This window comes from Enterobacter sichuanensis, from assembly GCF_009036245.1.
GTDB classification, from domain to species: domain Bacteria; phylum Pseudomonadota; class Gammaproteobacteria; order Enterobacterales; family Enterobacteriaceae; genus Enterobacter; species Enterobacter sichuanensis.
Map to the genome: position 1 here is coordinate 1,046,373 of NZ_CP027986.1, position 25,927 is coordinate 1,072,299.

Below are 25,927 nucleotides of genomic sequence, written 5' to 3' on the forward strand. Positions count from 1 at the left end.
TCAGCCCCGACATGGTAACGGACTCAGGGCAATTATCAAATAACGCGCAATGTGCACAGGAGCGGCGCGATGGTGGTATACTTGCGCGCCTGGATGCAGCCACGGGTGTGGGCTGCTGTACTCTTTTCCATTACAAGCCTTAATACGCTTGCCTAAGAAACATTGCCGCCATGAAGTTTATCATTAAATTGTTCCCTGAAATCACCATCAAAAGCCAATCTGTGCGTTTGCGCTTTATTAAAATTCTCACCGGGAACATTCGTAACGTATTAAAGCACTACGACGAAACCCTCGCCGTGGTGCGCCACTGGGACCACGTTGAAGTCCGTGCGAAAGACGAAAACAAACGTCAGGACATTCGTGACGCCCTGACCCGTATCCCGGGGATCCACCATATTCTGGAAGTGGAAGATGTCCCGTTCAGCGACATGCACGATATCTTCGAGAAAGCGCTGGTTCAGTATCGCGACCAGATTGAAGGCAAAACCTTCTGCGTGCGCGTGAAGCGTCGCGGTAAACACGAATTCAGCTCCATTGAAGTGGAACGTTACGTCGGCGGCGGTCTGAACCAGCACGTTGAGTCTGCGCGCGTGCGTCTGACCAACCCGGACGTGACCGTGAATCTGGAGATCGAAAACGATCGCCTGCTGTTGGTGAAAGGGCGCTATGAAGGTATTGGCGGTTTCCCGATCGGGACTCAGGAAGATGTCCTGTCCCTGATCTCCGGCGGCTTCGACTCCGGCGTCTCCAGCTATATGCTGATGCGCCGCGGCTGCCGCGTGCACTACTGCTTCTTCAACCTGGGCGGTGCGGCGCACGAAATTGGCGTTCGTCAGGTCGCGCATTATCTGTGGAACCGCTTCGGCAGCTCCCACCGCGTGCGTTTTGTGGCGATCAACTTCGAACCTGTGGTCGGCGAAATTCTTGAGAAAGTGGACGATGGCCAGATGGGCGTCATCCTGAAGCGTATGATGGTGCGTGCGGCATCCAAAGTGGCGGAGCGCTACGGCGTGCAGGCGCTGGTCACCGGGGAAGCGCTGGGCCAGGTCTCCAGCCAGACGCTGACCAACCTGCGCCTTATCGACAATGTGTCTGATACCCTGATCCTGCGCCCGCTGATTTCCCACGACAAAGAGCACATCATCGACCTGGCGCGTGAAATTGGTACCGAAGATTTTGCCCGCACCATGCCGGAGTACTGCGGTGTGATCTCAAAAAGCCCGACCGTTAAAGCGGTGAAGGCGAAGATCGAAGCGGAAGAAGAGAACTTCGATTTCAGCATTCTGGATAAAGTGGTGGCGGAAGCGTCCAACATTGATATCCGCGAAATTGCCCAGCAGACCGAACAGGACGTGGTTGAAGTGGAAACCGTGAGCGGTTTCGGTGCGAACGATGCGATTCTGGATATCCGCTCTATTGATGAGCAGGATGACAAGCCGCTGCAGGTAGACGGTGTGGAAGTGGTTTCGCTGCCGTTCTACAAGCTGAGCACGAAGTTTGGCGACCTCGACCAGAGCAAAACGTACCTGCTGTGGTGTGAGCGCGGGGTGATGAGCCGTCTGCAGGCGCTGTATCTGCGCGAGCAGGGCTTTGCCAATGTGAAGGTGTATCGTCCGTAGTTTCTCGCCCGGTAGCGCTTCGCTTACCGGGCCTACGATACCGTGCATTTGTAGGCCGGGTAAGGCGTAGCCGCCACCCGGCTTTTTTATGCACTACTCTTCATAGTAATTATAAATCCCCGCCGGCATCACCAGCGATGATGCCACTTCGTACGCTTTTTCGCGCCCGACCAGCAGGTCGATAATCTTTAAGCCAAAATCAATCGCGGTGCCTGGCCCCTGGCTGGTCAGCAGGTTGACGCGCGGATCCCAGACCACGCGTTTATCCACCCACTGCTCTTCCGGGATCGTATCCTTAAGCCCCGGGAAGCCGGTCATGTTGCCGATGGGGAAGATGTCATGGGGTACCAGCACCGTGCCGGCCGCAGCACAAATGGCGGCCACGATACGGCCCGAAAGATGGAACTGACGCACGGTCTCGACCAGCAACGGGCTGTCACGAAAACACTCCGCACCCTTCAGGCCACCGGGCAGCACGATAATGTCATACTCCCCGTCAGCCACCTGCACAAGCGGGGCATCCGCGAGGATCTTCACCCCGCGCGAGCAGGTGATAGCCAGATTACCGTCGCTGGCGACGCTGGCGGTGGTGACCTTAATGCCGCCGCGCACCATCAAATCAATGGTAGTGACCGCTTCCATCTCTTCGCTACCAGGGGCGAGACAGATCAGTGCTGACGCGCTCATATTCACTCTCCTTACGTTTAACCAGGTCATACAGACGGGCGTTTTCCGGCACCGCGATGCCGTGCGCGCGGGCGCGTTTTAGCAGATATCCCGTGATGTAGTCGATCTCTGTGTGGCGTAATGCCCGAACATCCTGCAGCATCGAGGAGATGTTTTCTGCGGTACTCTCAATGACCTGTTCGACATAACAGCGTAAATCGTCTGCCGAGGTATGCAAGCCTTCCCGCTCAACAACCGCCGCGACTTCCGCACACAGCAGCGCAACCTCATCTGGATGATTTTTCAGCTCCCCGTTTGGGCAGTTCCACAGCGCCGTCAGCGGGTTAATCACGCAGTTGACGGCCAGCTTGCGCCAGAGTTGAGGACGAATGTGGTTATGCCAGGCCACGTCAGGTAATACCTTCTGCAGGACATCAGCCAGATAACTGTAGTCCCCATCCTGCGGTCTGGCAGGCCCGATGTGCGTCACGCCGCTGGCGACATGGACAATAATGTTACCGTCGCGGCGTGCAGCGTGAGTGGTTGTCGCCATCAGCAGGGGCTGCGGGACGCTTTTCAGTTCATCCAGGGTCCCCATGCCGTTATGCAGCAGCAGGATGGGGGACGTGGGGGGGAGCTGCACGGCCAGGGTTTTGACCGCGTCCGAGACCTGCCACGCTTTGAGCGTCACCAGTAAAAGGTCGCTTTGCGCCAGGAAATCCGGATCGTTCGCAGTGAGGGATTCGTTAAAGATGCTTCCGTCTTCACCAATCAGGTTTACACTGCAATAGGGCTGGGGCACGCGCAGCCAGCCCTGAACCTCATGTCCATGCTTGCACAACGCAGTCAGCCATAGCTGACCAAGGGCTCCGCATCCGAGCACTGTAATTTTCATTGTTCCTCCTCACCTGCAACTGCGCCAGGTGTTACAGCTTAATTATACAGCTAAGCTTCTGTTGAGTTATGTCTCGTAGCGGGTATTATGCAACGCAACAAAAGTGAAGGGAGAAGAAAAGATGCCATCTTTCGATATTGTTTCCGAAGTTGATATCCAGGAAGTTCGCAACGGCGTTGAGAACGCAACCCGCGAAGTTGAGTCACGTTTCGATTTTCGTGGCGTAGAGGCGTCGTTTGAGCTCAACGATGCAAATAAGACCATTAAGGTGCTGAGCGAGTCTGATTTCCAGGTGAACCAGCTGCTCGATATTCTGCGCGCTAAGCTGTTAAAACGCGGCATTGAAGGGACGTCTCTGGATGTGCCGGAAGACTTTGTCCACAGCGGTAAAACCTGGTTTGTGGAAGCCAAACTGAAGCAGGGCATTGAGAGCGCGGTGCAGAAGAAGATCGTTAAGCTCATCAAAGACAGCAAGCTGAAGGTGCAGGCGCAGATCCAGGGCGAAGAAATTCGTGTGACCGGAAAGTCACGCGATGACCTGCAGTCCGTGATGGCGCTGGTGCGTGGCGGCGATCTGGGACAACCGTTCCAGTTTAAAAACTTCCGCGATTAATAAAGAGAGCCCGGTTTAACCGGGCTTTTTTTCAGGCGTTGAGCGCCTGCTCGACCTCAAAGCGGTTGGTCACTTTACTGTCTATTTTGACGTAAGCGCTGCGTTCTTCCGCGACAATAAGCACCTCTGTCACCCCCTCTTTGGCTTCGAGACGCTGCTTCAGCGCATCGTTAATCGCAACGTCATCCGGAATTTCTACCCGCAGGCTGCTCACGTAGCGCGGCTCTTTCATGGTGCTGGCGACCAGCAGCCAGACCGTCGCAAGTAGCGCACCGGCGAGAAATACCGTTTGTGAATCAAACAGCCCGTCAACCCAGCCACCAAGCGAGCCGCCGATCGCCACGCCGAGAAACTGGCTGGTGGAGTAAATGCCCATCGCCGTACCTTTGTAGCCGGCGGGAGACTCTTTGCTGATCAGCGACGGGAGCAACGCTTCCATCAGGTTAAAGGCGAGGAAGAAGAGCTGCACGCCGGCGATCAGCTCCCAGAAGTGCGGGCCGGCGCCCCAGAGCACGATCTCGGCAATCAGCAGGACCGCCACACAGCCCACGAAGACGCGCTTCATTTTGCGCTTCACTTCGGCGTAGATGATAAACGGCACGACGGAGACAAACGAAATCAGCATCGTGACCAGATAAATTTTCCAGTGCTCAGCCGCCGGGAAACCTGCAGCGGCAAGCTGGCCGGGCAGGGCGACAAAGGTCGACATCAGCAGGATGTGCAAACACATAATGCCAAAATTGAGCTTGAGCAGGCGGGGTTCAACAATCACCTTGCTGAAGCAGCCTTTTACCATCCCTGATTCACGGTTCAGGACGTGGTTTTTGCTGTCCGGCACCACCCACAGGGTTAAGGCAATCCCGACCGTCGCCAGCACGGCAATCATCCAGAACAGGGCGTGCAGACCAAGCGCATGGGTAATAATGGGGCCCAGCACCATCGCAATCGCAAACGTCACACCAAAGCTCACGCCGATAAACGCCATCGCTTTGGTACGGTTCTGCTCGCGGGTTAAGTCTGACAGCAGCGCCATCACCGCGGCGGCAATTGCGCCGGAACCCTGCAGGGCGCGGCCAAGAATAATTCCCCAGATGGAGTGGGAGAGGGCGGCAATGATGCTGCCGAGAACAAAGACCAGCAGTCCGCCGACGATCAGCGGCTTGCGGCCCACCCGGTCAGAGAGCAGGCCAAACGGGATCTGGAACACCGCCTGTGCCAGGCCGTAAATGCCAATCGCCAGGCCAATCAGCGCCTCGCTGGCGCCCTGCAGGGCCATACCGTATGTGGTCAGAACAGGCAGGACCATAAACATGCCAAGCATCCGTAGCGAGAAGACAGTCCCTAAGCCCCAGGTCGCGCGAAGCTCGCCTGGCGTCATTTTATAATCGTTCATTACCACCTCAGTTCAAAAGCAGGCCATAGTGTAGTGCGGGGAAGGGGCGGGGTAAATAAAGGGTTATTTAACAAATATTACATGCGTTATTAATAGATTCGGTGAATAAAAAAAGGGTGCCGAAGCACCCCTTTATTCATCTGTTGTGGCTTACCAGACGTAAGTCAGCAGGTTGTGTGAATCTGGCACCATAAAATCTACGGACATCATCACGGAAAGCGAGGTGATGGCGACAATCGAGAACACAAACAGTTTGCGCGCCCAGACTTTGTCATCTTCCACTTTGTAACCGCGCAGCGCCATACCGAGCCACCAGACGCTCACTGCAGCCGCTACCGCCAGATATTTGTATCCAGCATAGCCACCCAGAGAGAGCATCAGCGTTGCGACAGCAAAGGCGATGATGTAGAGCGTAATGTGGTTCTTGGCAACAGAGATGCCTTTCACGACCGGCAGAACCGGGATGTTCGCTGCCTGATAATCCTTAAAGCGGAAAATCGCGATGGCATAGGAGTGCGGCATCTGCCACAGGCTAAAGATAGCCAGCAGGATAGCCGCACCGCTGTCGAACTCGTTCGTGACCGCGCAGTAGCCAATCACCGGCGGCGCAGCGCCGGAGAGAGAACCAATCAGCGTGCCGTACACGGAGTGACGTTTCATATACAGGCTGTAAATGCCTACATACACCACGAACCCCATCACCCCCAGCCAGCAGGCCAGCGGGTTAGCACCAAACCACAGCAGCATAAAGCCAGCAATACCCAGCAAGGTGGCGTACACCAGCGAGACGGAAGGGGCGATCAGGCCTTTCACCAGCACCCGATTTTTGGTCCTTTCCATCTTCTTGTCGATATCCATGTCGATGTAGTTGTTAAATACACAACCGGACGCAACAACCAGTGACACACCGACCAGCGTGTAAATAAAGAGGGTGTAATCAATGCTGCCTTTAGAGGCCAGCAGGAACCCTCCGATCACGGAGATCAGGTTGCCAAAGATGATGCCTGGTTTCGTTACTTGCAGGTATTGCTTAAACATACTCGCCGCTCTTAGTGAACCATCATGTTGTAGTTGAGGTTCCACATAATCCAGATGGAACCGACTACCAGGATAGCGATGATAATCACGGTAAAGATGAAGGCCGTCATGTTCCAGCCTTCATCGGACTTGGTGTTCATGTGCAGGAAGCAAACCAGATGCACCAGAATCTGAACCACCGCGGTCACCAGGATTGCACCCAGAATAACCGGCTTGGAGGCAGAACCGCTCATCACCATCCAGAACGGGATCACCGTCAGGATGATCGACAGGATAAAACCTGTCATGTAGGTTTTTACGCTACCGTGGGAAGCGCCATGATCGTTTGAATGACTCATTACATCGCCCCCATCAGATACACTACAGAGAACACACAGATCCACACCACGTCCAGGAAGTGCCAGAACAGGCTCAGGCACAGGATACGGGTACGGTTAGTACTGGTCAGGCCGCGACGGGAGATCTGGAACATTAGTACTGCCATCCAGATCAGACCGGAGGTCACGTGCAGACCGTGGGTACCGACCAGCGCGAAGAACGCTGACAGGAAGCCACTGCGATCCGGACCGAAGCCTTCCAGGATCAGGTGATGGAATTCATAGATTTCCATCCCGATAAATCCAGCACCAAACAACCAGGTCAACGCCAGCCAGGAAACAACCTGGCTCTTGTTGTTTTTGTACATGGCGATAGCCGCCATGCCGTAGGTGATGGAGCTGAATAACAGCAGTGCGGTTTCAACCAGAACGAACGGCAGTTCAAAGATGTCCTTACCGGTCGGGCCGCCCGCTGTGCCGTTCACCAGAACGGCATAGGTCGCGAACAGACAGCAGAACAGAATGCAGTCGCTCATCAGGTAGATCCAGAAACCGAAGACTTTGGTCGGTCCTGTATCGTGGTGCGCATGTTCATGCGCGTGGGCAGTCGAGTGCGCCAGAGTATCAGTTGCCATTTTTCAGCCCCGCTTTAGAAATCTCGTCGAAATGCTGATTTTCCAGCTTTTCAACTTCACGGACTGGTACGTAGTAGTCCACGTCCTCGTCAAAGCTCTTCACAATCCAGCTGATTACGATGCCAGCGAAGCCAACAATCGCCATCCACCAGATGTGCCAGATCATTGCGAAACCAAATACCGTTGCGAAAGCGGCAATCACAATGCCCGCACCGCTGTTTTTCGGCATGTGGATCTCTTCGTAATGAGCAGGTTGCTTGTACGCTTCACCTTTTTCTTTCATTTCCCAGAATGCGTCGCGTTCATGAACCTGCGGCACAACGGCAAAGTTATAGAAAGGCGGTGGAGAAGAGGTTGCCCACTCCAGCGTACGGCCACCCCATGGGTCACCGGTCAGGTCACGGTTCTGGTCGCGGTCGCGAATAGACACGTAGAACTGAATCAGCTGAGACGCGATACCACAGGCAATCAGCACCGCACCGCCCGCTGCAACCATCAGCATTGGGTGGAACTGCGGATCAATCTGCTGGCTCAGACGACGGGTCATACCCATGAAGCCCAGCACGTACAGCGGCATAAATGCCACGAAGAAACCGATGATCCAGAACCAGAACGCGCGTTTACCCCATTTCTCGTTCAGCGTGAAGCCGAACGCTTTTGGCCACCAGTAGGTTACGCCAGCGAAGCAGCCGAAGACCACGCCACCGATGATAACGTTATGGAAGTGCGCAATCAGGAAAAGACTGTTGTGCAGAACGAAGTCAGCACCTGGTACCGCCAGCAGTACGCCGGTCATCCCACCTACGGAGAAGGTCACGATGAAGCCGATGGTCCACAGCATGGCTGAGTGGAACACGATACGGCCCTGATACATGGTGAACAGCCAGTTGAAGATCTTCACCCCGGTCGGGATGGCGATAATCATGGTGGTAATACCGAAGAAGGCGTTTACGTTCGCGCCCGCACCCATGGTGAAGAAGTGGTGCAGCCAAACGATGAACGACAGAACGGTAATACAGACGGTTGCCCACACCAGCGAGGTGTAACCAAACAGACGCTTACGCGAGAAGGTTGCTGCGATTTCGGAGAACACACCGAAGACAGGCAGAACCAGGATGTACACTTCCGGGTGACCCCAGGCCCAAATCAGGTTGATGTACATCATCATGTTGCCACCCATATCATTCGTGAAGAAATGGGTGCCCAGGTAGCGGTCCAGGGTCAGCAGCGCGATGGTGACGGTCAGAATTGGGAAGGACGCGATAATCAGGATGTTGGCGCACAGCGATGCCCAGGTAAATACCGGCATCTTGAACATGGTCATGCCCGGGGCACGCATCTTGATAATGGTCACGAAGAAGTTGATACCGGTCAGGGTTGTACCAACACCGGAGAGCTGAAGCGCCCAAATCCAGTAGTCGACACCTACGCCCGGACTGTACTCGATTCCTGACAGCGGCGGGTAAGCCAGCCAGCCGGTCTGCGCGAATTCGCCCACACCCAGTGACAGGTTAACCAGGATTACGCCGACAACCGTGAACCAGAAGCTCAGGTTGTTCAGGAACGGGAACGCAACGTCGCGCGCGCCGATTTGCAGCGGAACGACCACGTTCATCAGACCGATAACCAGCGGCATCGCCACGAAGAAGATCATGATAACGCCGTGGGCGGTAAAGATCTGATCGTAGTGGTGCGGCGGCAGGAAGCCGGCTTCACCCGCAGACGCGAGTGCCTGCTGGCTACGCATCATGATCGCATCCGCAAAGCCACGAATTAACATGACGATACCGACGATGCAGTACATGATACCGAGTTTTTTGTGGTCAACCGAAGTCAGCCACTCGTTCCACAGGTAGCTCCACTTACCGAAGTAAGTGATTAAGGCCAGTAAGGCCGCACCACCGATGATAATCGCAGCCACCGTAACCATGATAATCGGTTCATGGTAGGGCACTGCATCCAGTGTCAATTTTCCGAACATTTTCTTCCTCGGCCCCTTAGTGAGCGGTTTCCGCGTGGCTCATGTCCATGCCTTCCATACCTTCGTGCGCGCTGTGCTCGCCTTCAGGCTGGGTCATGTCCATGCTCTTGCCGTGATCCATAAATTTGCCAATAACGTCTTTGAACAAATCAGGTTTCACGTTAGAGAAGTACTCCACCTTGTTGTATTCGCTAGGTGCAGCCACTTTTTCGAACGCCGCCATGTCAGACATGGTGTTTGGAGACTGCTTCGCTTTTGCAACCCACTGGTCGAAAGCGGCACGGTCCGGCGTTGCGATAGCTTTGAACTTCATACCTGAGAAGCCCGGGCCGCTATAGCTGGCGGAGATACCATCATAGGTGCCTGCTTCATTCGCGATCAGGTGCAGGTTAGTCTGCATACCGGCCATCGCGTAAATCTGGCTACCCAGACGTGGGATGAAGAAGGAGTTCATTACGGAGTTGGAGGTCACTTTGAACTGAACCGGAGTGTTCGCCGGGAAGGCGATTTCATTCACGGTAGCAATGCCCTGCTCTGGATAGATGAAGAACCATTTCCAGTCCATGGAGACCACTTCGATGGTAATAGGTTTTTCATCGTGAACCAGCGGTTTGCTTGGCTCAAGTGCGTGAGTGGTTTTCCAGGTCAGCACGGCAAGGAACAGGATGATAAGGATAGGTACCGTCCAGACCACAGCTTCCACTTTATTGGAGTGTGACCAGTTCGGGCTATACTTCGCATCTTTATTGCTCGCACGATACTTCCAGGCGAAACCAACAGCCATCAAAATGGCTGGAATAACCACAATCAACATCAGGCCAAAAGCCGTCAATATCAGTGAACGTTGTTCCAGTCCAATCTGTCCTTTGGGGTCTAGTAGTGCAGAATCACAGCCACTGAGTAATACAGTGCCTGCGAATAATGACAACCATCCCAAACTTTTATTGTATTTCCTGAGTCTCATTTAACGACCTCAATTCCACGGGAGTCTGGTGGCGTTTAAAGTGTGCGGGCATTTTACGGGAAGGTTACATTACTGTAAACATCATTAGGCCTGTGTCAGGAAGGTGTTACCGGGTTCTGCCGCACGTGTCACAAGTGTTGCAAATTATGTCGGTTTTTATGACCGAAGCCGCATGGCATGGGCTTTATAACGAAAGGACCCCCAAGCATACCCTAAAAGGGGCAATTGGTATAACCATTGTTAAAAATAAACAAAAAATTAACAATTAATTATCAATAAAAAGACATCTAAAAAACGAAAAATCAAACTTTCTAATGCTGAATCGTTTAATGAAAAATAGTGTTTTGGAACCGGAGCCAATAATTTCCAAATCCTATCCCGCACAAAACAACAAATATTTTTTTAGCGGTTGCTGGCTATTTCACCGTTATAATTTCGCTTAGTGATTACAACGGGAAATAACCTTTCGCATTTTTCTTCAGGTCATGCGCGTTTTACGCAGCGCCATGAAATCGAGCACGCCTCCCGTCAGGATCCCGACGACAGCCAGCAGGGCGCCAGCGTCCAGCAGAAGGGCTTCCAGAGGGAGCGCCAGCGACGTGCTGGCATTAATAATGAGCACGATCAGCCAGAGAGCCAGGGCAACACAGCCCGTCATTAACAGATGTAACGCAAAACGGTAGGCGCGATGATATTCGGTGCGCGGCATAAAGTGTTCTGTTCGCTGGGTATATTCCAGCGTCTGACGGCAGACAAGCAGTAATAAAATCCCTGGCACCGCCGCAACCACAGAGAAGAGATAAAACGTCGGCCAGCCGTGGGCTTCCACAAACCAGCCAGCAATCGGCCCCACGTAGACGCGGCCAACGGCAGAGAGTGCCGAGAGCAGTGCGAACTGCGTGGCAGAAAACGACTTGTTGCAGAGCGTCATCAGCAGGGCGACAAATGCCGCGGTCCCCATCCCGCCACAGAGGTTTTCAAAGAATACCGCGGTAGCCATGCTGACCATATGTTTGTCGGTGATCGACAGCAGCCAGTAACCTGCGTTAGACGCCCCTTGCAGAATGCCGAAAATCAACAGCGCGCGGAACAGCGTCAGGCGCTGCATTAATACACCACCGTAGAGCGCACCGACGATGGTCGCGAACAACCCCAGCGTTTTGTTCACCACACCCACCTCGCCGGCATCAAAACCGACGCCACGGATAAGGAAGGTGGTGGTCAGGCTCATCGCAAAGGCGTCGCCGAGCTTATAAAGGACGATAAGCAGCAGGATCAGCCAGGCGTTGTTTCGGCCAAAGAAATCACGCAGTGGTTCGGCGACGGCCTGCTCCAGCGTACGGGGAACCGGGATTACATCGCTTGGTTCGGGCGCAAACAGCGTCGCGATAATGCAGGGGATAAGCAGGGCAGCCATCAGCCAGTACATACCCTGCCAGCCGAGGTAACGGTCGGCCAGCCAGAGAGCCAGTCCGCCGGAGACCAGCATCCCGAGGCGATAGCCCAGCACGCTGATGGCCGCACCGGCACCGCGCTCTTCCGCCGGTAAGACGTCCGTCTTCCAGGCGTCGAACACGATATCCTGGGAAGCGGAGCAGAAGGCAATCACCACCGCGAGCGCGGCCATCCAGCGTAACTGTGAGGTGGGTTCAAGAAAACCCATCCCCGCAATGGCCAGCAGCAGCAGGACCTGGGTCATCACCAGCCAGCCACGACGACGCCCCAGAAATGGCGGCGTGTAGCGATCCATGACCGGAGACCACAGGAACTTAAAGACATAGGCCTGGCCCACCAGCGAGAAGAAACCGATGGTTTTAAGATCGATATTCTCGACCGTCATCCATGCCTGAAGCGTGCCGGAAGTGAGCGCGAGGGGTAAACCCGAGGCAAAGCCGAGGATCAGCAGAATGGCTGATTTCGGTTGCTGGAAAATACGTAAGTATTGACTGGACATGTTCTTAGCAACTGACCCGGTAACACACCGGGTCAGCCAGCAGAATTAACGCGCGTTCTGTTTGATGAAGTCGTGAATGCTGGTGTCCTGCGCCATGTCGGAGATAGTGTCCGTCAGCACGCTGTTAACCGCATCAGCAATATTTTTATTAGACGCCTGGAACGCGCCTTCTACAGAGTAGCTCGCACGGTAATTTTTGGTCATCTTGTTGCCATTCTTCGCGGTCGCGATGATGGCGATATCCGCTTTAGTGGCGATGTTGTAGCGCACGTTACCCTGGGAGACGTCAGCGTACAGGTTGTTCACGATGATCTGCAGATCCACCGCGCCGCTTGGGCCAACCATATAACCGCGAGAGGTCATCTGTTTCTCCAGCACTTCCTGCAGCAGGAAACGCAGGTCGCGGGACGCGGTCAATGTCACCAGTTGGTTGTCGCGGGTCACCTTCGCCAGAGCCTGATCCTGACGCTGATCGGCACCGTTAATGCTCACGGTGACGCCCATCAGGCTTGGGTCCTGCTGAGGCAGGGTGATTTTCGGTGAAACATCAATGGTGGTTGGCGGGGTAGCGCAGCCTGCCAGCATAAAAAGGGCTACCAACGGGAAGAAGAGTTTTTTTAACATTTTAAGGTTCTCACGAATCGTAAGCATAGAGAGAGAAAAAATTGCCGCCATCATAACATCGCCAACGGCCAGGGGAAGTGGTCAACGCATGTAAATTCATCGCCTTGTCTGAAAACTGACCAGCTCACCCTTTTTCTCAATCGTGGAATGACAAAACGTATGAGCCACACAGTAAACTTCATTCGTTTGGATGAGAAAATAAGACGAAAGCTAAATATTTGTTGTCAAGGTGTAATGGAAACGGTAAAAGCGGCTAATATTTAAAGGGATGGGTGACATCCTGGCGTTGTCGGAGGAGTAATTTCATGATGATACGTGAGCAGATAGAAGATAAATTAAGGGCAGCGTTCAACCCTATGTTCCTCGAAGTCGTCGACGAGAGCTATCGTCATAACGTACCGGCAGGTTCTGAAAGCCACTTCAAAGTGGTTCTGGTTAGCGATCGCTTCACGGGAGAACGTTTCCTGAACCGACACCGCTTGATCTACAGCACCTTGACGGAAGAACTCTCCACAACCGTACATGCCCTGGCGTTGCATACCTACACCATTAAGGAGTGGGAAGGCTTGCAGGATACGGTTTTTGCCTCCCCGCCTTGTCGGGGAGCAGGCACCATCGCCTGATAAATCGGATTTGCAACCGCTGGAGTTTTTCCAGTATGTTGCATACAGATTTCCTCAAAACGGCCTCCGGGCCGTTTTGTTTTGTCTGAGTTTTGAGCGGATGGTGCGTTTTTAAGGCTAAAAATAGCCTTAAAGTGTGAAAAAAGCCGCAGCAACATGCCCCAACCGTTCTCGACTCACCTAAGTGATGCCGCTATAATGCCGCGTCTTAATGAATGTCTTCGGGATGATTCTGGCGACAGGGAATGTGAATCTGCACTAAGAGAGCATCCCGGTATAACAGACAGATTCAGAGTTGACCGAGCACTGTGATTTTTTTGAGGTAACAAGATGCAAGTTTCAGTTGAAACCACTCAAGGCCTTGGCCGCCGTGTAACGATTACTATCGCTGCTGACAGCATCGAAACTGCTGTGAAAAGCGAGCTGGTCAACGTAGCAAAAAAAGTACGTATTGACGGCTTCCGTAAGGGCAAAGTACCAATGAATGTTGTTGCTCAGCGTTATGGCGCTTCTGTGCGTCAGGATGTGCTGGGTGAGCTGATGAGCCGTAACTTTATTGATGCGATCATCAAAGAAAAAATCAATCCGGCCGGCGCGCCGAACTACGTTCCAGGCGAATACAAACTGGGCGAAGACTTCACCTACTCTGTAGAGTTCGAAGTGTATCCGGAAGTCGAGCTGAAAGGTCTGGAATCTATCGAAGTTGAAAAACCGATTGTATCCGTGACTGACGAAGACGTTGACGGCATGCTGGACACCCTGCGTAAGCAGCAGGCGAACTGGAAAGAGAAAGAAGGCGCTGTTGACGCGGAAGACCGTGTGACCATCGACTTCACCGGTTCTGTAGACGGCGAAGAGTTCGAAGGTGGCAAAGCGTCTGACTTCGTACTGGCGATGGGCCAGGGTCGTATGATCCCAGGCTTCGAAGACGGTATCAAAGGCCACAAAGCGGGCGAAGAGTTCACCATCGACGTGACCTTCCCGGAAGAGTACCACGCTGAAAACCTGAAAGGTAAAGCGGCGAAGTTCGTTATCAACCTGAAGAAAGTTGAAGAGCGCGAACTGCCAGAACTGACTGAAGAATTCATCAAGCGTTTCGGCGTGGAAGATGGTTCTGTCGCGGGCCTGCGTGCCGAAGTGCGTAAAAACATGGAGCGCGAGCTGAATGGCGCGGTGCGTAACCGTGTTAAATCTCAGGCGATCGAAGGTCTGGTGAAAGCGAACGAAATCGACGTGCCAGCTGCCCTGATCGACAGCGAAATCGACGTGCTGCGCCGTCAGGCTGCACAGCGTTTCGGTGGCAACCAGCAGCAAGCGATGGAACTGCCACGCGAACTGTTCGAAGAGCAGGCAAAACGCCGCGTTGTTGTTGGCCTGCTGCTGGGCGAAGTGATTCGTACCCACGAGCTGAAAGCTGACGAAGAGCGTGTGAAAGGCCTGATCGAAGAGATGGCTTCTGCATACGAAGATCCATCAGAAGTGATCGAGTTCTACGGTAAGAACAAAGAGCTGATGGACAACATGCGCAACGTTGCCCTGGAAGAGCAGGCTGTTGAAGCGGTACTGGCGAAAGCGAAAGTGACCGAAAAAGCGACCTCTTTCAACGAACTGATGAACCAGCAGGCGTAATTTCGCCCTAACGGTTTAAAGTTTGAACAGAAAACCCGTTGCCTTGCGGCAGCGGGTTTTTTTTATCGCAGCTTAGCCCAGGAAGAGTGCTAAAACGCCCTTTCGGTGTTAGCGTAACAACAAAAGGTTGTTATGCTTGAAATAGGGCACTGTGAACCCCATAAGTACGTAATCATGATGAATGAGACTGGCTGATAATCCGTCCGTAAGGTTACAATCAGTACAGCAGGTGTTTTCAATTTTGATCCAGGAGACGGAAATGTCATACAGTGGCGAACGAGATAACTTTGCACCCCATATGGCTCTGGTGCCAATGGTTATTGAACAGACCTCACGTGGTGAGCGTTCTTTTGATATCTATTCCCGTCTGCTCAAGGAACGCGTTATCTTTCTGACAGGCCAGGTGGAAGACCACATGGCTAACCTGATCGTGGCGCAGATGCTGTTTCTGGAAGCGGAAAACCCGGAAAAAGACATTTACCTGTACATTAACTCCCCGGGTGGCGTGATTACAGCAGGTATGTCCATTTATGACACCATGCAATTCATCAAGCCTGATGTAAGCACTATCTGTATGGGTCAGGCTGCATCTATGGGCGCGTTCCTGTTAACAGCAGGGGCTAAGGGTAAGCGTTTCTGCTTGCCGAATTCCCGCGTGATGATTCACCAGCCGCTGGGCGGTTACCAGGGGCAGGCGACGGATATTGAAATCCACGCCCGCGAAATCCTGAAAGTAAAAGCGCGCATGAATGAACTTATGGCGCAGCATACGGGTCAACCCCTCGAGCAGATCGAGCGCGATACCGAGCGCGATCGCTTCCTCTCTGCTTCAGAAGCAGTTGAGTACGGCTTAGTCGACTCCGTGTTGACCCATCGTAATTGATGCCCGCGACGCGAGTGTGCCGCTATACTAAGGTAGGGCGGCACTCTGCCTGAGAGCAGCTTGCGTCTTAGAATGGCATTTGCGTCGTCATGTGCGGCACAAAGAACTTAAAAAGAGGTTTGGACTCATGACAGATAAACGCAAAGATGGTTCGGGCAAACTGCTGTACTGCTCTTTTTGCGGCAAAAGCCAGCATGAAGTGCGTAAACTGATTGCCGGGCCGTCCGTGTATATCTGCGACGAATGTGTCGATTTATGTAACGACATCATTCGCGAAGAGATTAAAGAAGTCGCGCCACACCGCGAGCGCAGCGCGCTGCCAACGCCGCATGAAATTCGTCATCACCTTGACGACTATGTCATCGGTCAGGAGCAGGCCAAGAAAGTACTGGCGGTAGCGGTATACAACCACTACAAACGTCTGCGCAACGGCGATACCAGCAATGGCGTAGAACTGGGTAAAAGTAACATTCTGCTGATCGGCCCAACCGGGTCCGGTAAAACGCTGCTGGCTGAAACCTTGGCGCGTCTGCTGGATGTACCGTTCACCATGGCGGATGCCACCACCCTGACCGAAGCCGGTTATGTGGGTGAGGACGTTGAAAACATCATCCAGAAACTGCTGCAGAAGTGCGATTACGACGTACAGAAAGCCCAGCGTGGGATCGTTTACATCGATGAGATCGACAAGATCTCCCGTAAATCAGACAACCCGTCCATCACCCGTGATGTATCAGGTGAAGGCGTACAGCAGGCACTGCTGAAGCTGATTGAAGGGACGGTTGCTGCCGTTCCGCCGCAGGGGGGACGTAAACACCCTCAGCAGGAGTTCCTGCAGGTTGATACCTCCAAGATCCTGTTCATCTGTGGCGGTGCGTTTGCCGGTCTGGATAAAGTCATCTCCCACCGTGTTGAAACCGGCTCCGGCATTGGTTTTGGCGCAACGGTGAAATCAACGTCCGAAAAACCGAACGAAGGCGAACTCCTGGCACAGGTTGAACCAGAAGATCTGATCAAGTTCGGTCTGATCCCTGAGTTCATCGGTCGTCTGCCGGTGGTGGCAACCCTGAATGAACTGAGTGAAGAGGCGCTGATCCAGATCCTGAAAGAGCCGAAAAATGCGCTGACCAAGCAGTATCAGGCGCTGTTCAATCTGGAAGGCGTTGACCTGGAATTCCGTGACGAAGCGCTGGATGCGATTGCCAAAAAAGCAATGAGCCGTAAAACCGGCGCTCGTGGCCTGCGTTCTATCGTTGAAGCGGCTCTGCTCGACACCATGTACGATCTGCCTTCAATGGAAGACGTTGAAAAAGTGGTGATTGACGAGTCCGTGATTAGCGGTCAAACCAAGCCACTGCTGATTTACGGTAAACCGGAAGCACAGCAGGCGTCTGGCGAATAATTCACCAAATCATACAAGCAGTTAATCAAAAAGGGGGGATTTTATCTCCCCTTTACTTTTTCCTTATTCATAGCGTTGAATGTGTGGGAAACATCCCCATATACTGGATACATGTTAATGGTTATGTGAAGCACAGTGACATGACCAGCTTACCTGGCGGACACTAACTAAGAGAGAGCTCTATGAATCCTGAGCGTTCTGAACGCATTGAAATCCCCGTATTGCCGTTGCGCGATGTGGTGGTTTATCCGCACATGGTCATACCCTTATTTGTAGGGCGGGAAAAATCTATCCGTTGCCTCGAAGCCGCTATGGATCATGATAAAAAAATCATGCTGGTGGCGCAGAAAGAAGCATCAACGGATGAGCCGGGTGTAAACGATCTTTTCACCGTCGGGACCGTGGCCTCTATTTTGCAGATGCTGAAGCTGCCTGACGGCACCGTGAAGGTGCTGGTAGAAGGTCTGCAGCGTGCGCGTATTACCACTCTGTCAGACGATGGCGAACACTTCTCCGCGAAGGCAGAGTACCTTGATTCGCCTGAACTGGATGAGCGCGAGCAGGAAGTGCTGGTGCGCACCGCGATTAGCCAGTTTGAAGGCTACATCAAGCTGAACAAGAAAATCCCACCAGAAGTGCTGACGTCGCTGAACAGCATCGACGATCCTGCGCGTCTGGCGGACACCATCGCAGCCCATATGCCGCTGAAGCTGGCTGACAAGCAGTCCGTGCTGGAAATGTCCGACGTTAACGAACGTCTGGAATATCTGATGGCGATGATGGAGTCTGAAATCGATCTGCTGCAGGTTGAGAAGCGTATTCGCAACCGCGTGAAAAAGCAGATGGAGAAATCTCAACGTGAGTACTATCTGAATGAGCAAATGAAAGCCATTCAGAAAGAGCTCGGCGAGATGGACGACGCGCCGGACGAAAACGAAGCGCTGAAGCGCAAGATCGATGCGGCGAAGATGCCGAAAGAGGCGAAAGAGAAAGCGGAAGCAGAACTGCAGAAGCTGAAAATGATGTCTCCGATGTCGGCGGAAGCGACCGTGGTGCGCGGCTACATTGAGTGGATGGTACAGGTTCCGTGGAACGCCCGCAGCAAGGTCAAAAAAGACCTGCGTCAGGCACAGGAAATCCTGGATACCGACCACTACGGCCTGGAACGTGTGAAAGACCGCATTCTTGAGTACCTTGCGGTACAGAGCCGTGTGAACAAAATTAAAGGCCCTATTCTGTGCCTGGTAGGACCGCCGGGGGTGGGTAAAACCTCTCTGGGCCAGTCCATCGCCAAAGCGACTGGCCGTAAGTATATCCGTATGGCGCTGGGTGGCGTACGCGATGAAGCGGAAATCCGCGGTCACCGCCGCACCTACATCGGTTCTATGCCGGGTAAACTGATCCAGAAAATGGCGAAAGTGGGCGTTAAAAACCCGCTGTTCCTGCTCGATGAGATCGACAAAATGTCATCGGACATGCGTGGCGATCCAGCCTCGGCTCTGCTGGAAGTGCTTGATCCAGAACAGAACGTGGCGTTCAGCGATCACTACCTGGAAGTGGACTACGACCTGAGCGACGTCATGTTTGTCGCGACGTCGAACTCCATGAATATTCCGGCCCCGCTGCTGGACCGTATGGAAGTGATTCGTCTCTCCGGTTATACCGAAGATGAGAAGCTGAACATTGCTAAGCAGCACCTGCTGCCGAAACAGATAGAGCGTAACGCGCTGAAAGCCAACGAGCTGACCGTAGAGGACAGCGCGATTATTGGCATTATCCGTTACTACACCCGTGAAGCGGGCGTGCGTAGCCTTGAGCGTGAAATCTCTAAACTGTGTCGTAAAGCGGTGAAACAGCTGCTGCTGGATAAGAGCCTGAAACACATTGTGATCAACGGCGACAATCTGCATGCCTATCTCGGCGTTCAGCGTTTCGACTACGGTCGCGCGGACAACGAAAACCGTGTGGGCCAGGTGACTGGTCTGGCATGGACGGAAGTGGGCGGCGATCTGCTGACCATCGAAACCGCTTGTGTCCCGGGCAAAGGCAAACTGACCTACACCGGTTCTCTGGGTGAAGTGATGCAGGAGTCCATTCAGGCGGCGCTGACCGTGGTGCGCGCGCGCGCGGAAAAACTGGGCATCAACCCGGATTTCTATGAAAAACGCGACATCCACGTTCACGTTCCTGAAGGGGCAACGCCGAAAGATGGCCCAAGCGCGGGTATTGCCATGTGTACCGCGCTGGTATCCTGTCTGACCGGCAACCCGGTGCGCGCCGATGTGGCGATGACCGGTGAAATCACCCTGCGTGGTCAGGTTCTGCCAATCGGTGGGTTAAAAGAAAAACTGTTGGCGGCACATCGCGGTGGGATCAAAACCGTATTGATCCCGTACGAAAACAAACGCGATCTGGAAGAGATTCCGGACAACGTGATTGCCGATCTGCAGATCCATCCTGTTAAGCGAATTGAGGAAGTTCTTAGTCTCGCATTGCAGAATGAACCTTCCGGAATGCAGGTTGTAACCGCAAAATAGTGACCTCGCGCAAAGAGCGTCAATAAAAACAAGGCTGGTAAGTGATTTCGCACTTGCCAGCCTTTTTTTGTATAGCTAATTTAGATTGCTGATTAGGTCAGCCATCAACAACGGGTGTTGTAAGGTCATGGCAGGCCTGATATAACTGCTGCGCGGTCGCGTTGTGAAGGATTCAGACGCGATATAAATTATAAAGAGAGGAAGAGAACAGTGAATAAATCTCAACTGATTGACAAAATTGCTGCTGGTGCTGATATTTCTAAAGCTGCAGCTGGACGTGCGTTAGATGCATTAATTGCTTCTGTTACTGAATCTCTGCAGGCTGGGGACGACGTTGCACTGGTAGGCTTCGGTACTTTTGCTGTTAAAGAGCGTGCTGCCCGTACTGGCCGCAACCCTCAGACCGGTAAAGAGATCACCATCGCTGCTGCTAAAGTGCCGGGTTTCCGTGCAGGTAAAGCGCTGAAAGACGCAGTAAACTGATTGCTTTCCCGTTTCAGGGAAGCCGGATAGTACAAGGGCGCATCGTTTGATGTGCCTTTTTTGTTTGTCCAGACCTGATTTGTACGAGTTTATGCGAGTTGTGGGCTGACAATCGCCCCGTTTTCTTGTCACAATAGGCCTTCACGCGCGACGGGCAGGATTTACCGTCAGCGTCAGGTAATCAGTCACCTACAGCGGAGTGTTGTTACACCATGATGGACAGCTTACGCACGGCTGCTAACAGTCTCGTGCTCAAGATTATTTTCGGTATCATTATCGTGTCGTTCATATTGACCGGCGTGAGCAGTTACCTTATTGGCGGTGGCGCGAACTATGCCGCAAAAGTGAATGGCCAGGAGATCAGTCGTGGTCAGTTCGAGAATGCTTTTGCCGGTGAACGTAACCGTATGCAGCAACAGCTGGGCGACCAATTCTCTGAGCTGGCGGCGAACGAAGGGTATATGAAGACCCTGCGCCAACAGACGCTGAACCGTCTTATCGACGAAGCGCTGCTGGACCAGTATGCCAAAAAACTGGGCCTCGGCATCAGCGACGAGCAGGTGAAAAAAGCCATTTTCTCCACGCAAGCCTTCCAGTCTAACGGCAAATTCGATAACGCGCGTTACAACAGCATCGTCAACCAGATGGGCATGACCGCCGATCAATACGCGCAGGCGCTGCGTAACCAACTGACTACCCAGCAGCTCATCAATGCTGTTGTGGGTACTGATTTCATGCTCAAAGGTGAAACGGACGAACTGGCCGCGCTGGTAGCGCAGCAACGCGTTGTGCGTGAAGCGACCATTGACGTGAACGCCCTGGCGGCGAAACAGCAGGTAAGCGACGCTGACGTTAACGCCTGGTACGAGCAGAACAAGAATTCCTTTGTTTCTCCGGAGCAGTTCCGCGTGAGCTACATCAAGCTGGATGCGGCTGCATTGCAGGAAAGCGCGTCTGACGCGGAGATCCAGTCTTACTACGATCAGCATCAGGATCAGTTCACTCAGCCGCAGCGCAACCGCTACAGCGTAATTCAGACCAAAACCGAGGCTGATGCCAAAGCGGTACTGGATGAACTGAATAAAGGCGCAGATTTCGCGACCATTGCGAAAGCGAAATCCACCGATATTATCTCTGCGAAAAACGGTGGGGATATGGGCTGGCTGGAAGAGGCAACGACCCCTGATGAACTGAAAAATGCCGGTCTGAAAGATAAAGGCCAGTTGTCTGATGTTGTTAAATCTTCCGTTGGTTTCCTGGTGGTTCGTCTGGACGACATCATCCCTGCGAAAACCAAACCACTGGCTGAAGTTCGTGATGACATCGCGGCGAAAGTGAAGCAGGAAAAAGCGCTGGATGCCTACTACGCACTGCAGCAGAAAGTGAGCGATGCGGCCAGCAACGACAACGAATCTCTGGCGGGTGCAGAGCAGGCGGCTGGCGTGAAAGCGGTTGAAACGGGCTGGTTTGGCCGTGATAACCTGCCGGAAGAGCTGAACTTCAAACCGGTTTCAGATGCCATCTTTAACGGTGGGCTGGTCGGCGAGAACGGCACGCCAGGCAGTAACTCTGACATCATTACCGTTGATGGCGATCGTGCGTTCGTTCTGCGTGTTAGCGAGCACAAGCCAGAAGCGGTCAAACCGCTGGCGGAAGTGAAGGATCAGGTTGTCGCCCAGGTTAAGCACAATAAAGCGGAACAGCAGGCGAAACTGGATGCTGAAAAGATTCTGGTTGATCTGAAAGCGGGTAAAGAGGACGCGTTGAAAGCGGCTGGCCTGAGCTTCGGTGAGGCGAAAACGCTGAGCCGTACGAGCCAGGATCCTGTCAGCCAGGCTGCATTTGGTCTGAGCCTGCCTGCGAAGGATAAACCGAGCTTCGGCTCCACGACTGATATGCAGGGTAACGTCGTTCTGCTGGCGCTCGATGAAGTGAAAGCCGGCACTCTGCCAGAAGCGCAGAAGAAAGCGATGGTTCAGGGCATTACCCAGAACAATGCCCAGATCGCTTTCGAAGCGATGATGAGCAACCTGCGTAAAGATGCCAAAATCAAGCTGGGTGATGTGATGACTCAGCAGCAATAATTACGTATCTGCTCGCAGATTTTCGTAACGCTCTGCAAAAACTCAAGGCCGCTTTCGCGGCCTTTTCCATTTCTGCAATCTGCCGTTTGTGCCTGTTTTCATCGATGGCTATCGTGACGGGGCTGTCAACAAACAAGGAGATACAGCATGAAACGTGGAATCAAAGCACTGTTAATTACGCTGGCTATTGCCACCACCGGGATGAGCGCTGGCGCGCAGGCGGCGACGCCTGCCGCTAAACCACAGACGGTACAGAGTAAGACCGACGACGCTGCGTCAGTGCAGGGGCAAACCAAAGCGACGGATGCCGGTAAAAAAGGGGACGATGACGGTACGCGGGTGAGTATCAATTCGGCATCGGCGGAAGATCTGGCCCGCGCGATGAATGGTGTCGGCCTGAAAAAAGCGCAGGCTATCGTCAGCTACCGCGAAGAGTACGGACCTTTCAAAACCGTCGATGATCTCAAACAGGTTCCGGGGATGGGAAGCGCGCTGGTTGAACGCAACCTCTCACACCTGACGCTGTAATCTCACAATTACTTGCACTGCGGCGATAATTTGCCAGGATAAAGAGGTCATACCAGTGATGACCTCTGATCCTATAACAACTAAAGGCTATTGCGCTATGCAGACAAAAATCAAAGTACGCGGTTTTCACCTCGACGTTTACCAGCATGTGAACAATGCACGCTATCTTGAGTTTCTTGAAGAAGCGCGCTGGGACGGGCTGGAAAACAGCGAAAGCTTTCAGTGGCTGACCGCGCATAACATCGCGTTCGTGGTCGTCAACATCAACATCAACTACCGCCGTCCGGCCGTACTGGGTGATGTGCTCACCGTGACCAGCCAGGTACAACAGCTAAACGGGAAGAGTGGTGTCCTCAGTCAGGTTGTCACGCTGGATCCTGAAGGGCAGGTGGTGGCTGATGCGCTGATTACCTTCGTCTGTATCGATCTGAAAACGCAGAAAGCGCTGCCGCTTGAAGGGGAGTTGCGGGAAAAGCTGGAACAGATGATCGTGTAAGACATATCAGGGGGACGCGTGCTGTCGACACCTGTTTTGCGACAGCACGGTCAAATAACCCTATTTAAGCCCAGTCTTTTTCTGCATTGCGGCCATTACGCCGGCTTTATCGGCAAGATAGTGATTCAACCCGTTAGCGCGCAGGTTGCAGGCGGCACACTGGCCGCAACCGTCACCTTTGATGCCGTTGTAGCAGGTGAGGGTTTCACTGCGAACCAGGTCCAGCTTGCCCCAGTAGTCCGCCAGCGCCCAGGTTTCGGCTTTATCCAGCCACATCAGCGGGGTTTCAAAGCGCGTCTCTTTCGCCATGCCCAGATTGACGGCGTGGTTTAACGCTTTCACGAACTCATCGCGACAGTCCGGATAGCCGGAGAAGTCGGTCTCGCATACGCCGGTTATCACCGCTTCGGCTTGTACCTGGTAGGCGTAGATTGCCGTCAGGGTCAGGAAGAGGATATTTCGGCCAGGAACGAAGGTGTTCGGAATACCGCTGGCGTCAGGTTCGTAGTCCGGGACGGGAATACTGTCCCGGGTGAGGCTGCTGACGGCCAGTTCATTTAACAGCGTAACGTCCAGCACCTTGTGCGCGCGTGCGCCCAGTTTGAGGGCCAGTTCACGGGCAACGTCGATTTCAGCGCGATGGCGCTGACCATAATCGAAAGTGACACAGTGAACTTCATCGTACTGATGAAGGGCCTGGACCAGGCAGGTAGTAGAGTCTTGTCCTCCGCTGAACACGACGACGGCACGTTTCATAAATCATCTCGACAGTTACGTAAAAACGTTATGTTACCGTCTGACCACGACGGCGACCAGCTTCTTCACGATTTGGGAGCGGGCAGCCAGGCTTCGGTAAAGTCAAACCAGCCGCGGGTGTTAAGGCGTATGCCGTTGACCCCCGGCGGGGCGCTGATCTGGTATTGATAATTGAACAGTGGGGTGATGACCGCGTTCTCCATCAGCCGGCTAAATATCGCCTTCAGGCCCGCATGCCGGTCCTGTTCATTAGCCTGGGTCTGGACCGCATCCAGCGTCGCCTGCAGATGAGCATATTGCGGCGCGCTCAGCAGGTGTGGCCAGAGGGCATCACAACGCAGCCACTGCTCAAGCGTGTATTCCGGTGCTTCGCCAATCAGTCTGTCGCCCATCATGATGTCCGCGTCCGCCAGTTGCTGGCATCCGTCCCAGGTTTTCGCATCATAAAAGATAACCGTAAGCGCGCAGCCCTGCTGGGCAAGATACTGTTTTAGCTGACGCGCCATCGTGTGTAGCTCGACGGGCAAATGGTACAGCAGGGTTAACCTCTCCGGCAGAGGGACATGGGTTAAATCCGGCCACTGAGGAATTGCCCAGCCGGGCAGTAACTCCTCTGTTGGGGTAATCAGCCCTTCATTGAGCGGGAGCGTATGCAGAAGCGATGAGAGATGAATGATATTAATGAGTCGTCGCGCCTGCAGTTCACTCAGACGTGGGCTTTGCTTCAGGGTGAGATAACAAAAGCCCAGACTGGTGCTGTTAGTGACCAGACGCAAACTCTCAAGTTCATCCGGTTCGCCAATGGCTATCTGCACAGGATGACGGCAGCTGGTACCCAGCTCAGAGTCAAACAGCGTCGGGGTGATCCAGTACTCGATAGCCTTAAGCAGCGGGTGGCTGAGATGGTACTGTTCATGGCTCTCCAGACGAACCAGATCGGGTTCATACACGCTGAGCCTGAAAGGGCCACAACCCGTCATGGGCTGTTCGGGATGGGCAAGGCGGCTGCAATAGGTGGCCAGGCGGTGTGCCAGCCAGTAATCCGGCTGGTGCAGAGTAAATGTCAGACACTGAGGGTGGGTGACGTCAATACGCAAAACGCTCTGGAACAGTTTACGCAGGGCTGGCAGGGCAAGAAGCGCGTTCAGGCTTTGCTGAAGCTGCCCGGTTTCGACCTTATCGCCATTATGCCAGTGCAGGGTGGAGCGAATATAAAAATGCCAGCGCAGACCGTCCTCCGACACCGCCCAGTGATGGGCGAGATCGCCTGTGGGTTCACTGGAGTTGCCATGAAAACGCGTCAGCCCGGCAAAAATCTGTCCTGCCAGATGCTGTTCCGCGCGACCGGGCAGAAAGCCGGGTTCAAGCGGATCCAGTGCGCGGTAATAGGGGATACGCAGCGTCGGCGTGTCGTTTTGCCACTGCCCGCCTAAAAACGGGTGCAGCAATGACCGCAGTTCTTCGGGGGCAAGCTGGGCCAGTTCCAGCACGTTGTGCTGCTGTCCGCGCTTCAGCGCCTCTTCCATCATCGCATTACGCAGTGACTCCGGGGCGACATGGAACGTCAGCTCTCCCCGTTTGCCGCGACCAGACTGCGCTCGCCAGCTCAGCCAGCCCGCGTCCTGGGCCTGACGCAGCAGCGTGCGGACATGTCGTTCGCTGCAAAAACAGCGGGCAGCCAGTTCGCTGATGGTGACCTGCTGCATTGCCCCCTTTGAAGGCTGCCAGAGGCGTTGATACTGATTGAGTCGGTTGAGCTGGCGCATAAGAAACCCGGAACAATAATAATCATCTATTCACTATTACT

The 25,927-nt window shown here is 53.7% G+C and carries 23 protein-coding genes; 11 read left to right on the plus strand and 12 right to left on the minus strand.

Going from position 1 to position 25,927, the window contains the following annotated elements; all coding sequences use genetic code 11:
* Positions 1 to 170 precede the first annotated feature (170 nt).
* On the plus strand, positions 171 to 1,619 hold the full coding sequence (gene thiI, locus C1N69_RS04830) for a tRNA uracil 4-sulfurtransferase ThiI (protein ID WP_047957877.1): 1,449 nt from the start codon (positions 171 to 173) through the stop codon (positions 1,617 to 1,619).
* A 93-nt stretch (positions 1,620 to 1,712) separates the two neighbouring features.
* Here thiI and yajL read toward each other — a convergent pair whose 3' ends face one another.
* Positions 1,713 to 2,306, minus strand: a complete 594-nt coding sequence (gene yajL / locus C1N69_RS04835) for a protein deglycase YajL (protein WP_025756188.1) — start codon at positions 2,304 to 2,306, stop codon at positions 1,713 to 1,715.
* Positions 2,269 to 3,180: a 2-dehydropantoate 2-reductase gene (panE, locus tag C1N69_RS04840; RefSeq protein WP_095451581.1), complete on the minus strand. Its 912-nt coding sequence runs from the start codon at positions 3,178 to 3,180 to the stop codon at positions 2,269 to 2,271. The genes yajL and panE overlap by 38 nt, the downstream gene beginning before the upstream one ends.
* Before the next feature lie 121 nt (positions 3,181 to 3,301).
* Between panE and C1N69_RS04845 the strand changes: the two genes are divergently transcribed.
* Positions 3,302 to 3,793: a YajQ family cyclic di-GMP-binding protein gene (locus C1N69_RS04845; protein ID WP_025756186.1), complete on the plus strand. Its 492-nt coding sequence runs from the start codon at positions 3,302 to 3,304 to the stop codon at positions 3,791 to 3,793.
* 31 nt (positions 3,794 to 3,824) lie between these two features.
* Here the strand turns inward: C1N69_RS04845 and C1N69_RS04850 are convergent, their stop codons facing one another.
* The 8 genes from C1N69_RS04850 to C1N69_RS04885 form a co-directional block, all read right to left on the minus strand.
* Entirely contained in the window at positions 3,825 to 5,186 is a 1,362-nt protein-coding gene (locus C1N69_RS04850; protein ID WP_155030772.1) for an MFS transporter, read from the minus strand.
* A 150-nt stretch (positions 5,187 to 5,336) separates the two neighbouring features.
* Positions 5,337 to 6,224 carry a heme o synthase gene (cyoE, locus tag C1N69_RS04855; protein WP_025756184.1) on the minus strand — a complete coding sequence of 296 codons (888 nt, stop codon included), beginning with the start codon at positions 6,222 to 6,224 and terminating at the stop codon, positions 5,337 to 5,339.
* Positions 6,225 to 6,235: 11 nt separating this feature from the next.
* Positions 6,236 to 6,562 (minus strand): cytochrome o ubiquinol oxidase subunit IV, encoded by a 327-nt coding sequence (locus C1N69_RS04860; protein WP_025756183.1) that lies wholly within the window; start codon positions 6,560 to 6,562, stop codon positions 6,236 to 6,238.
* Positions 6,562 to 7,176: a cytochrome o ubiquinol oxidase subunit III gene (locus C1N69_RS04865; protein WP_025756182.1), complete on the minus strand. Its 615-nt coding sequence runs from the start codon at positions 7,174 to 7,176 to the stop codon at positions 6,562 to 6,564. Before C1N69_RS04865 ends, C1N69_RS04860 begins: the two co-directional genes overlap by 1 nt.
* Entirely contained in the window at positions 7,166 to 9,157 is a 1,992-nt protein-coding gene (cyoB, locus tag C1N69_RS04870; protein ID WP_025756181.1) for a cytochrome o ubiquinol oxidase subunit I, read from the minus strand. The genes C1N69_RS04865 and cyoB overlap by 11 nt, the downstream gene beginning before the upstream one ends.
* Positions 9,158 to 9,173: 16 nt before the next feature.
* The gene (gene cyoA, locus C1N69_RS04875; RefSeq protein ID WP_013095851.1) at positions 9,174 to 10,121 is read right to left on the minus strand and encodes a cytochrome o ubiquinol oxidase subunit II; all 948 of its coding nucleotides are present in this window, start codon (positions 10,119 to 10,121) and stop codon (positions 9,174 to 9,176) included.
* 478 nt (positions 10,122 to 10,599) lie between these two features.
* Positions 10,600 to 12,075, minus strand: a complete 1,476-nt coding sequence (gene ampG / locus C1N69_RS04880; RefSeq protein ID WP_155030773.1) for a muropeptide MFS transporter AmpG — start codon at positions 12,073 to 12,075, stop codon at positions 10,600 to 10,602.
* 45 nt (positions 12,076 to 12,120) lie between these two features.
* The gene (locus C1N69_RS04885) at positions 12,121 to 12,699 is read right to left on the minus strand and encodes a lipoprotein (RefSeq protein ID WP_025756179.1); all 579 of its coding nucleotides are present in this window, start codon (positions 12,697 to 12,699) and stop codon (positions 12,121 to 12,123) included.
* 305 nt (positions 12,700 to 13,004) lie between these two features.
* Between C1N69_RS04885 and bolA the strand changes: the two genes are divergently transcribed.
* The 9 genes from bolA (at position 13,005) to C1N69_RS04940 (ending at position 23,364) form a co-directional block, all read left to right on the plus strand.
* Positions 13,005 to 13,322 (plus strand): transcriptional regulator BolA, encoded by a 318-nt coding sequence (gene bolA, locus C1N69_RS04890; protein WP_155030774.1) that lies wholly within the window; start codon positions 13,005 to 13,007, stop codon positions 13,320 to 13,322.
* A 330-nt stretch (positions 13,323 to 13,652) separates the two neighbouring features.
* A complete protein-coding gene (tig, locus tag C1N69_RS04900; RefSeq protein WP_059385598.1) occupies positions 13,653 to 14,951 on the plus strand; it encodes a trigger factor in 1,299 nt (432 codons plus the stop codon).
* A gap of 259 nt (positions 14,952 to 15,210) precedes the next feature.
* Complete coding sequence (gene clpP / locus C1N69_RS04905; protein ID WP_008503317.1) at positions 15,211 to 15,834, plus strand: ATP-dependent Clp endopeptidase proteolytic subunit ClpP; 624 nt, start codon at positions 15,211 to 15,213, stop codon at positions 15,832 to 15,834.
* A 127-nt stretch (positions 15,835 to 15,961) separates the two neighbouring features.
* Entirely contained in the window at positions 15,962 to 17,236 is a 1,275-nt protein-coding gene (gene clpX / locus C1N69_RS04910) for an ATP-dependent protease ATP-binding subunit ClpX (RefSeq protein WP_008503316.1), read from the plus strand.
* 182 nt (positions 17,237 to 17,418) lie between these two features.
* Positions 17,419 to 19,773, plus strand: a complete 2,355-nt coding sequence (gene lon, locus C1N69_RS04915) for an endopeptidase La (RefSeq protein WP_023334706.1) — start codon at positions 17,419 to 17,421, stop codon at positions 19,771 to 19,773.
* A 210-nt stretch (positions 19,774 to 19,983) separates the two neighbouring features.
* The gene (gene hupB / locus C1N69_RS04920) at positions 19,984 to 20,256 is read left to right on the plus strand and encodes a nucleoid-associated protein HU-beta (protein ID WP_002444653.1); all 273 of its coding nucleotides are present in this window, start codon (positions 19,984 to 19,986) and stop codon (positions 20,254 to 20,256) included.
* Between the two features lie 212 nt (positions 20,257 to 20,468).
* The gene (gene ppiD / locus C1N69_RS04925; protein WP_155030775.1) at positions 20,469 to 22,340 is read left to right on the plus strand and encodes a peptidylprolyl isomerase; all 1,872 of its coding nucleotides are present in this window, start codon (positions 20,469 to 20,471) and stop codon (positions 22,338 to 22,340) included.
* A gap of 147 nt (positions 22,341 to 22,487) precedes the next feature.
* Entirely contained in the window at positions 22,488 to 22,868 is a 381-nt protein-coding gene (locus C1N69_RS04935; protein WP_047957882.1) for a helix-hairpin-helix domain-containing protein, read from the plus strand.
* Positions 22,869 to 22,965: 97 nt separating this feature from the next.
* Positions 22,966 to 23,364, plus strand: coding sequence for a YbgC/FadM family acyl-CoA thioesterase (locus C1N69_RS04940; RefSeq protein ID WP_028017637.1), 399 nt, complete (start codon positions 22,966 to 22,968; stop codon positions 23,362 to 23,364).
* Positions 23,365 to 23,424: 60 nt separating this feature from the next.
* Here the strand turns inward: C1N69_RS04940 and queC are convergent, their stop codons facing one another.
* A complete protein-coding gene (gene queC, locus C1N69_RS04945) occupies positions 23,425 to 24,120 on the minus strand; it encodes a 7-cyano-7-deazaguanine synthase QueC (RefSeq protein ID WP_047957885.1) in 696 nt (231 codons plus the stop codon).
* A 65-nt stretch (positions 24,121 to 24,185) separates the two neighbouring features.
* The gene (locus tag C1N69_RS04950; RefSeq protein WP_104556232.1) at positions 24,186 to 25,886 is read right to left on the minus strand and encodes an SgrR family transcriptional regulator; all 1,701 of its coding nucleotides are present in this window, start codon (positions 25,884 to 25,886) and stop codon (positions 24,186 to 24,188) included.
* Positions 25,887 to 25,927 lie beyond the last annotated feature (41 nt).

What these genes read in the sequence shown, in the direction of transcription:
- thiI (WP_047957877.1), top strand. Translation starts at nt 171, where the DNA reads ATGAAGTTTATCATTAAATTGTTCCCTGAAATCACCATCAAAAGCCAA.
- yajL (WP_025756188.1), bottom strand. Translation starts at nt 2,306, where the DNA reads ATGAGCGCGTCAGCACTGATCTGTCTCGCCCCTGGTAGCGAAGAGATG.
- panE (WP_095451581.1), bottom strand. Translation starts at nt 3,180, where the DNA reads ATGAAAATTACAGTGCTCGGATGCGGAGCCCTTGGTCAGCTATGGCTG.
- C1N69_RS04845 (WP_025756186.1), top strand. Translation starts at nt 3,302, where the DNA reads ATGCCATCTTTCGATATTGTTTCCGAAGTTGATATCCAGGAAGTTCGC.
- C1N69_RS04850 (WP_155030772.1), bottom strand. Translation starts at nt 5,186, where the DNA reads ATGAACGATTATAAAATGACGCCAGGCGAGCTTCGCGCGACCTGGGGC.
- cyoE (WP_025756184.1), bottom strand. Translation starts at nt 6,224, where the DNA reads ATGTTTAAGCAATACCTGCAAGTAACGAAACCAGGCATCATCTTTGGC.
- C1N69_RS04860 (WP_025756183.1), bottom strand. Translation starts at nt 6,562, where the DNA reads ATGAGTCATTCAAACGATCATGGCGCTTCCCACGGTAGCGTAAAAACC.
- C1N69_RS04865 (WP_025756182.1), bottom strand. Translation starts at nt 7,176, where the DNA reads ATGGCAACTGATACTCTGGCGCACTCGACTGCCCACGCGCATGAACAT.
- cyoB (WP_025756181.1), bottom strand. Translation starts at nt 9,157, where the DNA reads ATGTTCGGAAAATTGACACTGGATGCAGTGCCCTACCATGAACCGATT.
- cyoA (WP_013095851.1), bottom strand. Translation starts at nt 10,121, where the DNA reads ATGAGACTCAGGAAATACAATAAAAGTTTGGGATGGTTGTCATTATTC.
- ampG (WP_155030773.1), bottom strand. Translation starts at nt 12,075, where the DNA reads ATGTCCAGTCAATACTTACGTATTTTCCAGCAACCGAAATCAGCCATT.
- C1N69_RS04885 (WP_025756179.1), bottom strand. Translation starts at nt 12,699, where the DNA reads ATGTTAAAAAAACTCTTCTTCCCGTTGGTAGCCCTTTTTATGCTGGCA.
- bolA (WP_155030774.1), top strand. Translation starts at nt 13,005, where the DNA reads ATGATGATACGTGAGCAGATAGAAGATAAATTAAGGGCAGCGTTCAAC.
- tig (WP_059385598.1), top strand. Translation starts at nt 13,653, where the DNA reads ATGCAAGTTTCAGTTGAAACCACTCAAGGCCTTGGCCGCCGTGTAACG.
- clpP (WP_008503317.1), top strand. Translation starts at nt 15,211, where the DNA reads ATGTCATACAGTGGCGAACGAGATAACTTTGCACCCCATATGGCTCTG.
- clpX (WP_008503316.1), top strand. Translation starts at nt 15,962, where the DNA reads ATGACAGATAAACGCAAAGATGGTTCGGGCAAACTGCTGTACTGCTCT.
- lon (WP_023334706.1), top strand. Translation starts at nt 17,419, where the DNA reads ATGAATCCTGAGCGTTCTGAACGCATTGAAATCCCCGTATTGCCGTTG.
- ppiD (WP_155030775.1), top strand. Translation starts at nt 20,469, where the DNA reads ATGATGGACAGCTTACGCACGGCTGCTAACAGTCTCGTGCTCAAGATT.
- C1N69_RS04935 (WP_047957882.1), top strand. Translation starts at nt 22,488, where the DNA reads ATGAAACGTGGAATCAAAGCACTGTTAATTACGCTGGCTATTGCCACC.
- C1N69_RS04940 (WP_028017637.1), top strand. Translation starts at nt 22,966, where the DNA reads ATGCAGACAAAAATCAAAGTACGCGGTTTTCACCTCGACGTTTACCAG.
- queC (WP_047957885.1), bottom strand. Translation starts at nt 24,120, where the DNA reads ATGAAACGTGCCGTCGTCGTGTTCAGCGGAGGACAAGACTCTACTACC.
- C1N69_RS04950 (WP_104556232.1), bottom strand. Translation starts at nt 25,886, where the DNA reads ATGCGCCAGCTCAACCGACTCAATCAGTATCAACGCCTCTGGCAGCCT.